This window comes from Nonomuraea sp. MG754425 (genome assembly GCF_021699195.1).
Classification (GTDB): domain Bacteria; phylum Actinomycetota; class Actinomycetes; order Streptosporangiales; family Streptosporangiaceae; genus Nonomuraea.
In genome coordinates this window covers 1-10,544 of the sequence record NZ_SSXE01000267.1, presented here as the reverse complement: position 1 = coordinate 10,544, position 10,544 = coordinate 1, and the positions used below count along the sequence as shown (strand labels likewise).

The following is a 10,544-nucleotide window of genomic DNA, read 5'->3' as shown; positions in this document are numbered from 1 at the left end:
GTTCGGGTGGGGTGAGAGCGTCAGTCGGTGATGTGCGGGCCGCTCACCTTGTCCAGGAGGCGGGCCAGGCGGTCGCGCAGGCGCGGGCGTTGTTCCAGTTCGCCCGCCGCCGCGCTGACCAGGTGCTGCGCCCCGTCGAACGTCACGAGCCCGCCGGCCGGCACCGCGATCGCGTCGTGCGCCAGCCCCGCCAGTTCGGGGTCGCCGCCCTCGATCGCCAGGATGGTCGCCCCCGTGCGGCGCGCGTCGTCCACGCGTTCGAGCAGCGGCACCGGCGCCTGCTGCTCCGACAGCACGAACAGCGTCTCCCCGCGGGCCGCCCGTTCCAGCCGGTCGAGGCCGACCCGCAGGTGGGGGGGCGCGTCGGCGGGCGGCGTCCAGCGCACCAGCGTGGGCGTGAGCTGGGACAGCCCGGACAGCCGGGCCTCGTCGGCGAGGTGCGCGGTCAGGTGCCAGGGCTCCTCCTCCGGCGTGCCCACCAGCAGCAGCCCGCCGGGCGAGCGGGTGCTGCGCAGGGCCAGGCCCAGTTCGCGCGTGCGGTCGAGCCAGCCGGTCTCGGCCAGGATTTCGCGCAGGAAGGCCACCGATCCTGAGTCCATGTCCCCATGGTGCCCCACGGGGGTGAGCGGGGTGAGTGGTTCGGGAGTGATGTGCTGACACCGGCTGTGTTCTGCCGTCATTTCAGGCCTTGACATGGAGTTACCCGCGGGTAACGATCGGCTCGCGGCGCCGCCGTCCCAAGTGGTGATCCTCACGGAGAGGGGCGGCACATGACCTTACGTGTGCGCGTCAGCATGTCCACGATCCTGCTATCGATCATGTCGCTACTCGTCGCGGCCCCCGTCCAGGCCGCCGCCGCGGCACCGGGAGACGTCGTCTCCGCCCAGCCCACCTCGGTCTACCTGCTGCCGGGCAAGCTGCTGGAGATCCCGGTCAACGCCTGGCACCTGCGCTACCGCTCGACGTCCGCCACCGGAGCGACCAACACCGTCTCCGGGACCCTGCTCGTGCCCAAGGCCGGCTACCCGCTCGGCACCCGCCCGATCATCGGCTACGCCTTCGGCACCCACGGGCTCGGCGACCAGTGCGCCCCCTCGGCCGGCCTGAGCCGGGGCGGGGAGGCCGAGCTCGCGCTGGTCAGCCTGTTCCTGCTCAAGGGGTACGCGGTCGCGATGACCGACTACGAGGGGCTCGGCACGCCCGGACCGCACACGTACATGGTGGGGGTCTCGCAGGGGCACGCCGTGCTCGACTCGGTCCGGGCCGCCACCCGCGTGTCCGGGGCGGGGCTGTCGGCGAGCGCGCCCGTCGGCGTCATGGGCTACTCCCAGGGCGGCTCCTCCGCGGCGTGGGCCGCCCAGCTCCAGCCCTCGTACGCGCCGGAGCTGCGGTTGCGCGGCGTGGCGGCCGGAGGCGTGCCGGCCGACCTGCACGCCGTCGCCGCGCACCTGGACGGCGGCCAGGACTTCGGGCTGGCCGCCGCGGCCGGGGTCGGGCTCGACGCCGCCTACCCCGAACTGGACCTCGAGGCCGACCTCAACGACCGGGGCCGCGCGCTGCTCGCCGACGCCGCCGACGACTGCGTGGACGACCTGGGCAAGCTCGCCGGGCTGCGCTTCGCCGACCTGAGCCCGGTGGACCTGCTCAACCAGCCCAAGTGGCTGACGCGCCTGGCGGAGAACCGGCTGGGCGTCACCGCGCCGCGGGTGCCGATGTTCCTCTACCACGCGCGCGGCGACCAGATCATCCCGCTCGCGGTCGGGTCCACGCTGCGCACGGAGTACTGCCGGGCCGGCGTGAACGCGCGCTGGACCACGCTGCCCGCGCCCGACCACGTGACGGGGGCCGTCGAAGGTGGCCCGCTCGCCATCGAGTGGCTGGCCCTGCGCCTCCTGGGCTTGCCCGCGCTCGGCAACTGCTGACCCGCACCGGGCCCGCCCGGCCGCACGCCGGGCGGGTTTGGCATGATCGGGCTATGACAGACGTGAACGGGCTCTCCATCGCCATCCTCGGCGGCACCGGCGACCAGGGGAAAGGGCTGGCGCGGCGGTTCGCGCTGGCTGGGCATCCGGTGCTGATCGGCTCGCGCAGCGCCCAGCGGGCCCAGGAGGCGGCCGAGTCCATCGGGGCCGGCGCCACGGGTGACGAGAACGCGGTGGTGGCCGCGCGGGCCGACATCGTGATCGTGGCGGTGCCGTACGAGGGGCACAAGGCGCTGCTGGAGTCCCTGCGGGCCGAACTGTCCGGCAAGATCGTGGTCGACTGCGTCAACCCGCTCGGCTTCGACAAGCAGGGCGCCTACGCGTTGCCGGTCGAGGAGGGCAGCGCCGCCCAGCAGGCCGCGGCCGTGCTGCCGGACAGCCGGGTGGTGGCCGCCTTCCACCACGTCTCTGCCGTGGTGCTGATGGACCCGGCGGTCGGCAAGGTGGACCTCGACGTGCTGGTGCTCGGCGACGACCGCGAGGCCACCGACACCGTGCAGGCGCTGGCCGAGGCGATCCCGGGGGTGCGCGGCGTGTACGGCGGGCGGCTGCGCAACGCGCACCAGGTCGAGGCGCTCACCGCCAACATCATCTCCGTGAACCGCCGCTACAAGGCGCACGCCGGGCTGCGCATCACCGACATCTGACCGCCGGGCCCGGCCGTCGTGCTGGGCCGTCGTGCCGGGCCGGGGGGAAGAGACAGGCAGGGGTGGCAGACCCGGGATGCCGGGTTGGGGTGCCGGGCTGGGGTGATGGGCCGTCGCACCGGGCTGGGGGGCACAGGCCGGGGTGCCGGGTCGGAGTGTCGGGCCGGGGGTCACAGCCAGCCGGCGTCCTCGGCGATCCGGATGGCGTCGATCTTGTTGCGGGCGCCGGTCTTCGTGATCGCCCCGGTGAGGTAGTTGCGCACGGTGCCGGGGGACAGGTGCAGGCGGGCGGCGATCTCCTCGGCCGAGGCGCCCCTGGCGGCGGCCCTGAGCACGGTCGACTCCCTGGGCGTCAGAGGGCTCTCGCCGTACTCCATGGCCGAGGAGACCAGTTCGGCGTCCAGCACGCGCAGCCCGGCCGCGGTGCGCCTGATCGACTCCGCCAGCCGGTCGCCGGGGGCGTCCTTGACCAGGAACGCCTCGATGCCGCAGGCCAGCGCCCTGCGCAGGTGGCCGGGCTGGCCCATGGCCGTGAGCACCAGGATCCGGCAGGACGGCAGGCGCTCGCGGAGCGCGGCGGCGGCGGTGATGCCGTCCACGGCCGGCAGGTCGATGTCCACGACCGCGACGTCGGGCCGCACCCGCAGCCCCTCGGGCACGATCTCGTCGCCGCGGGTGACCTCCGCGACCACCTCGATGTCGGACTCCAGGCGGAGCAGCGCGGTGAGGGCGGCACGGATCATGTGCATGTCCTCGGCCAGCAACACCCTGATCACGCCGCCACCCCGATCACGCCGCCACCCCGATCGTGCCGCGCCCTTCGGCCGCCGGTGGCCTGGTCACGTCGCGACCTCCACGGCCAGCACGAAGCCGCCTTCGCCGGTCGGCGCGCCCGCGCAGGTGCCGCCCGCCTGGGCCGCCCGTTCGGCCAGCCCCGTCAGCCCGCCGCCCGCGCCGGCCGGGACGTCCGGCGCGCCGTCGTTGGCGACCTCCAGCCGCACCGCGCCGCCGTGCAGGGACGTGGTGATGGTGCAGGTCGTGGCCCGGCTGTGGCGCAGCACGTTGGTGACCCCCTCGCGCACGGCCCAGGCCAGCGCCTCCTCGGAACGTCTCGGCAGCAGTACGTCGGTCAGGTGCGCCTGCGCGCCCACCCCCGAGGACTCCAGCAGCGCCACCGCCCGGTTCACCTCGCCCGTCAGGGACAGCTCGCGGTAGCCCCTGGCGACCTGCCGGACGTCCTGGGCGGCGTCCCTGGCCACCCGGACCAGCTCGGTCACCTCCGTGCGGGCCGCGCCGGGGTCGCGCTCGATGAGCCGGCCGGCCAGGTCGCCCTTGAGCGCGATCGCGGTGAGGCTGCGACCCAGGCCGTCGTGCAGGTCGCGGGAGATGCGCAGCCGCTCCTTGAGCACCGCGGCCTCCGCCAGGTCGGCCCTGGCCTGCTCCAGCTCCTCCGTCACCCGGACGAACCGGACCAGCGCGTAGATCATCGCGCCGGTCGCCGGCACGGTCAGCACGTAGAAGAAGGTGACGTGGGAGGCCGCCGGGCCGAACCACAGGGCGCTGCCCTCGTACAGCATCATGAGCCCGACCAGCGCGCCGCCCCAGCCGAGCGGCAGGAGCACCAGCAGGGTCCCGGCCAGTAGCGGGGCCGACAGCGCGGACATGCCGCCGGGCAGCAGGAAGTCGGGCAGGTAGGTGGCCACCACCTGGAGCGCCACCGTGGCGGGGAAGCGGGCCGGCCGGGTGCCGCGCAGGCCCGCGCGCATGTTGACGTAGTGGGTGGCGGCCACGGTGAGCAGCGCCACGGCCGCCAGCGTCCCGTAGAACGGCCCCTGCAGGAAGTAGACCAGCGCGACCAGCGGGTAGGCGCACGACATGACCGTGATCAGCGCGCTCGCCGACCGGCGGGCGGAGGAGGCAGCCACGATGACGATTATGTCCGGCGTCAGGACCGGCGGGGTTCCCAGCGGAACCACAGCCGCAGCGCCAGGACCCCGGCGGCGGCCCAGCCGGCCAGCACGAGGACGGGCGTCAGCAGCTCCCCGGTCCTGACCGCGTCCACCACGACCGTGGTGGGCAGCGCGTCGAGGACGGGCCGCAGCCACGCGGGCAGCGGGATCGGCCCCATCGCGCCCGCCGCCACCCCGGCGACCAGGAAGACCGGCATGGTGTAGGCGGCGGCCAGCTCGGCGCGCGGGATCGCCGCCGTGTACGCGGCCCCGAGCAGGGACAGCACCACCGACCCCGCGATCGTGACGGCGGCGAAGGCGAGCGGGTCGGCCGGCAGCGGGACGCCGGCGGAAAACCGCACGGCCACCGTGCACACCACGATCATGGCCATGGTCTGCGTGGCGGTGGCGGCGATCTGGCCGAGCAGGATCTGCCCGTCCGTCAGCCGGGTGGCGCGCAGCCGCTTGAGGACGAGCGTGTCGCGCCGGCCGGTCAGCGCCACGGCGATGTTCATGAACGCGGTGATCGCCAGCAGGATCGCGATCGTGCTGTGGGCCAGCGCCGCGGCGTTGGCGACGCCGCCCGAGGTGACGTACCGCATGAGCGTGGGCAGCCCCACGGCCAGGCCGACCGGCGTCACCACCGAGGCGAACAGCATGGCCTTGTCCCGCCAGAACAGGCGGGTGCCGAGACGGTACGTGGCGGTCAGGCTCATCGGGCGCTCCGCTCCATGAACAGGTCTTCCAGGGTGGCCGGGCGGACCTCCAGGCCCGCGAGGCGCAGCCCGCGCTCGGCGGCCCAGGTCAGCAGCGTCTGGGCGGCCAGGTCGGGGTCGTCGGCGTGGCACACGGTGAGCCCCCGCTCCACCGTGACCGGCAGCGGCAGGGAGCCGGGGTCCACGTGCGCGGGCAGCCGGAAGGAGACCCGGCCGCCGCGGGCGGCGAGCGTCTCGGCCATCCCGCCCGAGGCCACGACGCGGCCCTCGTCCATGATCGCCATCGAGCCGGCCAGGCGCTGGGCCTCGTCCAGGTAGTGGGTGGTCAGCAGGATCGTGATGCCCTGGGCGGCCAGGTCGCGGATGACGGTCCAGGCGGCGGCGCGCGCCTCCGGGTCCATGCCGGTCGTCGGCTCGTCGAGGAACAGCACGTCGGGACGGCCCAGCAGGGCCAGCGCCAGGTCGAGCCGGCGCTTCTCGCCGCCGGAGAGCTGACGCACCTTGACGTCCGCCCTGGCCGTCAGCCCGGCCAGCTCCAGCGCCTCCTCCCGGGGGCGGGGCGCGGCGGTGAAGCCACGCCAGGTCTCGACGGTCCGGGCGACCGTCAGCTCGGGGAAGAACCCGGCCTCCTGCAGCATGACGCCGGTACGCCGGCGTACGGCGGCACGGTCGGCGTACGGGTCGAGGCCGAGCACCCGCACGGTGCCCGCGTCGGCCCGCTGGAAGCCCGCCAGCACCTCGATCGTGGTGGTCTTGCCCGCCCCGTTCCGGCCGAGCAGTGCGAAGATCTCGCCCTCGGCCACCTCGAACGAGATGCCTTTCACCGCCTCGAAACCCTGATGGCTCTTGTGGAGCCCGTTCACTTCGATCGCCGTCATGCGCTCCACTGTCGTCCCGGGCGGTGGCGGGGCGACAGTGAGGAATTCACGACTTGCCGCAGAGCCTGAGCAGCGCGTCGGTGACGGCCTCGGGATCGACGGTCTGGTGCAGGTGCCGGCCGGGCACCCGGGCCACCGGCCAGCCCCGGCGGGTCGCTTCGGCGGCCTGCTTCTCGTAGGGGGCGCTGAACCACAGGCACGAGCACCTGACGTCGTCCCAGCCGGCGGGCACGGGGATCGGCTGCGTGTAGTAGTCGAGCGGCAGGCGCGGCTGCTCGGCGGCCACGCGGATGCGGACCGCGGGGTCGGGCAGCATGGCCACGATGTCCTCTTCGTCCCACCAGTCGGTCCAGCGCGGCAGCACGCCCTCGGGCCCGGCCAGGTCGTGCAGGAACGGCAGGAACGCCTCCTCGGCGGTCTTGACCAGCCCCTGGCCGGGCGGGATGGCCGCGTCGGCGAACACGCACGCCACCACCCGCTCGCCCAGCCCCTCCTTGATCGCCGGCAGGAAGTAGCCGGCGTTGCTGTGCACGACCAGGACGACGGGGACGTCCGGCGGGGTCGCGGCCCGCACCGCCGCCACCACCCTCGGCCAGTAGGGCGCTCCGCCCGCCGACACGCCGGTCAGGTCGGGCACCACGGCGGCGTGCCCGCGGCGCTCCAGCGACTCGGCGACGAAAGCCCACGTCGAGGGGCCGACGGAGGGGCTGTGCACGAGGACGAACGTGGTCTGCATCCCTCCACCCTTTCAGACGATCAGGGGGTGACGGGAGACCGCGCGCCCCGCCCCGTCGTACGACTCCCAGGCCAGGGCCAGGTTGTGCACCGCTCGCGAAAGCTCGTCCGCGGGCAGCAGGAAATGCAGCCGCAGCCGGTCGGCGTGCTCGCCCAGCGGGTCGAACGAGCGGCCCGGCGGCACCGCGACGCCGTGCCTGAGCGCCACCTGGGCGAAGGCGTCGGCGTCGCCGTGCGGCAGGCGCACCCAGAGGGTCTGGCCGCCGGCGGCGGGCTCGAACGTCCAGGACGGCAGGCGCGCCCGCAGCTCGGCGCACAGGTGGTCGTGCCGGGCGCGCGAGGTGGCCAGCAGCCCGGCGCGCACCTCGTCCAGGCGGCGCAGCAGCGTGGCGGCGGCGAGCTGGCTGATCACCTCGCCGCCGAGGTCGTGCACGGCCCGCAGCCGGGCCAGCCGCGAGACCAGCGGCGCCGCCGCGCGGATCCAGCCCACCCGCAGGCCGCCCCAGATCAGCTTGCTCAGCGAGCCGACCGTGATGACCTGCTCGCCGCGGTGGAAGCTCGCCAGCGGGGCCGGCCGCTCGCCCGAGAAGCACAGCTCGGCGCGGACCTCGTCGTCGATCAGCGGGACGTCGTGCTCGGCGGCCAGCCGCGCCAGCCGGCGGCGCGACGGGTTGTCCATGATCGCGCCGTCCGGGTTGCGGAGCGTGGGCATGAAGTAGGCCAGCGCCGGGCGCAGGCGCAGGTCCTCGACGCCGGCCGCGGGCCGGACGACCGCCGCCGCGTGCCGGAACGCCTCCAGCGCGCCCGGGTAGGTCGGCGTCTCGGTCAGCACCGTGTCGCCCGGCGCGACCAGCAGGGCCGTGAGCAGCGTGAGCGCCTGCTGCGCGCCCGTCGTCACGAGGATCTCGCCGGACGTCGTGGGCAGGCCGCGGCCGGTGTAGTACGCGGCCAGCGCGGCGCGCAGTTCCGGGTTGCCGGCCGGCTGGTAGCCCATCTCGTGCAACCCGGCCAGGCGGTGCGCGGCCTCGGCGTACGCCTCGGCCAGCGCGGGCGGCGGGTCGTACGGGGCGGCGCAGGTCAGGAGCTGTACGCCGTCCGGCGGGTGCAGGGTGTGCAGCATCAGCGGGTTGGCCGCCACGCCGTCGGCCGTGCGCGTGGCAGGCAGGTCGAGCGGGGCGACCCGGGTGCCGCTGCCCCGGCGGCGGACCAGCCTGCCCTCCTGCTGGAGCAGGTCGTACGCGGCCACGACCGTGCCCCGGCCCACCGCCAGCCGCCTGGCCAGCACCCGGTCGGGCGGCAACGGCTCGTCGGGTGCGAGCACGCCGTCGTCGATCAACGCCCGTACGCGGGCGGCGAGCAGCAGGTACAGCGGCCCGCGCCCCGACGCCCACCGGCCGAGCAGATCGACGACGTCGTCGAGATTGGCCCCATTCATGGACCAATTTTGCGGTATTGGCTCTGATGTCAGACCAGCCGGGGATGGATCCTTGACCTCATGAGCGATCTCCGCCCCGACACCAGGGCCGTGCACGTGCCGCGTCCGCCCATCGAGGGCAGCCGGCCGATCAGCGTGCCCATCTACCAGACCTCCGGATTCTCCTTCGACGACCCGGCCGTGATGGCCGAGTCGATGGGACGTCCCGACGCCGCGTTCGTGTACGCGCGCTACAGCAACCCGACCGTGCGCTCGCTGGAACTGGCCGTGGCCGGGCTGGAGGGCGGCGAGCACGCCATCGCGACCGGCTCCGGCATGGGCGCGATCAACGTCGTGCTGCTCGGCCTGCTCAAGCCGGGCGACCACATGGTGGCCCAGCGCTCCCTGTACGGCGGGACCGCCGCCATGATCAACGACCTGGTGAGCCGGTTCGGCATCGGCGTCACCTACGTGCCCGAGAACGACCCCGCCGCGCTGCGCGCCGCCGTCCGCCCCGAGACACGGCTGGTCTACCTGGAGACGATCAGCAACCCCATGACGCTGGTGGCCGACCTGCCCGCCATGTGCGCGGCGGCCCGCGACCTGGGGATCGTGTCCGTGGTGGACAACACGTTCGCCACGCCCGTCCTGTGCCGCCCGCTGGAGCACGGGGCCGACATCGTCCTGCACTCCACCACGAAGTACCTGGCCGGGCACACCGACGTGCTGGGCGGGCTCGCGGTCTTCGCCGGACGGGAGCTGTACGACAGGCTGTGGCACTTCGCGATCGAACTGGGGGCCTCGGCCGACCCGTTCGCGGCCTGGCTGACGGTGCGCGGGCTGGCGACGCTCGTGCTGCGCATGGAACGCCACTGCTCCAACGCCCGTCACCTGGCCACCCGGCTGGCCGAGCACCCCGCCGTCACGGCCGTGCACTGGCCGGGACTTCCCGGGCACCCGTCGTACGAGGTGGCGGGCAAGCTGCTGTCCGGGTTCGGCGGGGTGTTCTCGTTCGACCTGGCCGGCGGGCGGGCGGCGGGGGAGCGGTTCATGAGCTCCGTACGCCTGGCGCTGCTCGCCCCCTCGCTCGGCGGCGTGGAGACGCTCGTCCTGCACCCCGCCAGCACCTCGCACCGCGCGCTCGGCCCCGAGGAGTTGCGGCGCAGCGGCATCGGCGAGGGGACCGTGCGCGTCGCGGCCGGCATCGAGCACCCCGAGGACCTGTGGGCCGACGTGTCCCAGGCCCTGACATAACCTGGGTGCCCGGACGACCGAGGGGGAGCTTTTGACCACCGTCACCCATGAGGATGTGCTCGTCGCCGCGCGGCGGATCACCGGGCACGTGCTGCGCACGCCCGTCATCGAGGTCGCCCCCGGGTTGTGGCTGAAGCTGGAACTGTTGCAGCACTCGGGGTCGTTCAAGGTGCGCGGGGCGTTCAACCGGATCCTGTCCGCCGCCGGGCTGCCGGGCAGCGGGGTGATCGCCGCCAGCGGCGGCAACCATGGCCTGGCCGTGGCCTACGCGGCGCGGGCGCTGGGGGTGCGGGCGGAGATCTTCGTCCCCGAGGTGACCAGCCCGGTCAAGGTGGCCGGGCTGCGGGCGCTCGAAGCGCACATCACGCAGACCGGCGCGATCTACTCCGACGCCGCCGAGGCCGCCGCCAAGCGGGCCGCCGAGACCGGGGCGCTGCCGGTGCACGCCTACGACCAGGCCGAGGTGGTGGCCGGGCAGGGCAGCACCGGGCTGGAGCTCATGGAGCAGACCGGCGGGGTGGACACGGTGCTGGTGGCGGTCGGCGGCGGCGGCTTCGCGGCCGGCGTCACGCTCGGCACGTCCGCGCCCGGCGGGGCGGGCGGGCCGAAGATCGTGGCGGTCGAGCCCGAGCGCATCCCCACGCTGCGCGCGGCGCTCGACGCGGGCGAGCCGGTACGGGTGCAGGTCGGCGGCGTGGGCGCCGACGCGCTCGGGGCCAGCATGATCGGCGGGCTGGCCTTCGAGATCCTCTCCGGCCCCCGGGTGGAGAGCGTGCTCGTGGCGGACGAGGCGATCGTCTCGGCCCGGCGCGCCCTGTGGGAGCGGCACCGGCTGGCGGCCGAGCCCGCGGGGGCCGCCGCCTACGCGGCGCTCCTGTCGGGCGTCTACCGGCCGGCTCCGGGGGAGCGCGTGGCGGTGGTGGTGTGCGGCTCGAACACCGACCCCGCCACCCTCACCACCACCTGAAC

The 10,544-nt window shown here is 74.6% G+C and carries 11 protein-coding genes; 4 read left to right on the top strand and 7 right to left on the bottom strand.

Annotation, left to right across the window (positions count from 1 at the left end; translation table 11 throughout):
• Positions 1-20: 20 nt before the first annotated feature.
• On the bottom strand, positions 21-599 hold the full coding sequence (locus FAF44_RS48940; protein WP_237110329.1) for a hypothetical protein: 579 nt from the start codon (positions 597-599) through the stop codon (positions 21-23).
• A 171-nt stretch (positions 600-770) separates the two neighbouring features.
• On the opposite strand from FAF44_RS48940, the gene FAF44_RS48935 reads away from it, so the two are divergent.
• Positions 771-1,922: a lipase family protein gene (locus tag FAF44_RS48935; RefSeq protein ID WP_237110328.1), complete on the top strand. Its 1,152-nt coding sequence runs from the start codon at positions 771-773 to the stop codon at positions 1,920-1,922.
• 53 nt (positions 1,923-1,975) lie between these two features.
• Positions 1,976-2,629 (top strand): NADPH-dependent F420 reductase, encoded by a 654-nt coding sequence (gene npdG / locus FAF44_RS48930; RefSeq protein WP_237110327.1) that lies wholly within the window; start codon positions 1,976-1,978, stop codon positions 2,627-2,629.
• Between the two features lie 170 nt (positions 2,630-2,799).
• Here npdG and FAF44_RS48925 read toward each other — a convergent pair whose 3' ends face one another.
• From FAF44_RS48925 to FAF44_RS48900, 6 genes are all read right to left on the bottom strand, one after another.
• The gene (locus FAF44_RS48925; RefSeq protein WP_237110326.1) at positions 2,800-3,405 is read right to left on the bottom strand and encodes a DNA-binding response regulator; all 606 of its coding nucleotides are present in this window, start codon (positions 3,403-3,405) and stop codon (positions 2,800-2,802) included.
• Between the two features lie 63 nt (positions 3,406-3,468).
• Positions 3,469-4,554 carry a sensor histidine kinase gene (locus FAF44_RS56200; protein ID WP_237110325.1) on the bottom strand — a complete coding sequence of 362 codons (1,086 nt, stop codon included), beginning with the start codon at positions 4,552-4,554 and terminating at the stop codon, positions 3,469-3,471.
• 20 nt (positions 4,555-4,574) lie between these two features.
• A complete protein-coding gene (locus tag FAF44_RS48915) occupies positions 4,575-5,294 on the bottom strand; it encodes an ABC transporter permease (RefSeq protein ID WP_237110324.1) in 720 nt (239 codons plus the stop codon).
• Positions 5,291-6,172 (bottom strand): ABC transporter ATP-binding protein, encoded by an 882-nt coding sequence (locus tag FAF44_RS48910; RefSeq protein WP_237110323.1) that lies wholly within the window; start codon positions 6,170-6,172, stop codon positions 5,291-5,293. Before FAF44_RS48910 ends, FAF44_RS48915 begins: the two co-directional genes overlap by 4 nt.
• Positions 6,173-6,218: 46 nt before the next feature.
• Entirely contained in the window at positions 6,219-6,908 is a 690-nt protein-coding gene (locus FAF44_RS48905) for an alpha/beta hydrolase (RefSeq protein ID WP_237110322.1), read from the bottom strand.
• A 12-nt stretch (positions 6,909-6,920) separates the two neighbouring features.
• Positions 6,921-8,342 (bottom strand): PLP-dependent aminotransferase family protein, encoded by a 1,422-nt coding sequence (locus tag FAF44_RS48900; RefSeq protein WP_237110321.1) that lies wholly within the window; start codon positions 8,340-8,342, stop codon positions 6,921-6,923.
• A gap of 60 nt (positions 8,343-8,402) precedes the next feature.
• Here FAF44_RS48900 and FAF44_RS48895 point away from each other — a divergent pair, with 60 nt between their 5' ends.
• Together FAF44_RS48895 and FAF44_RS48890 are read left to right on the top strand one after the other, a co-directional pair.
• Complete coding sequence (locus tag FAF44_RS48895; protein WP_237110320.1) at positions 8,403-9,575, top strand: PLP-dependent aspartate aminotransferase family protein; 1,173 nt, start codon at positions 8,403-8,405, stop codon at positions 9,573-9,575.
• Positions 9,576-9,606: 31 nt separating this feature from the next.
• The gene (locus FAF44_RS48890; RefSeq protein ID WP_237110319.1) at positions 9,607-10,542 is read left to right on the top strand and encodes a serine/threonine dehydratase; all 936 of its coding nucleotides are present in this window, start codon (positions 9,607-9,609) and stop codon (positions 10,540-10,542) included.
• Positions 10,543-10,544 lie beyond the last annotated feature (2 nt).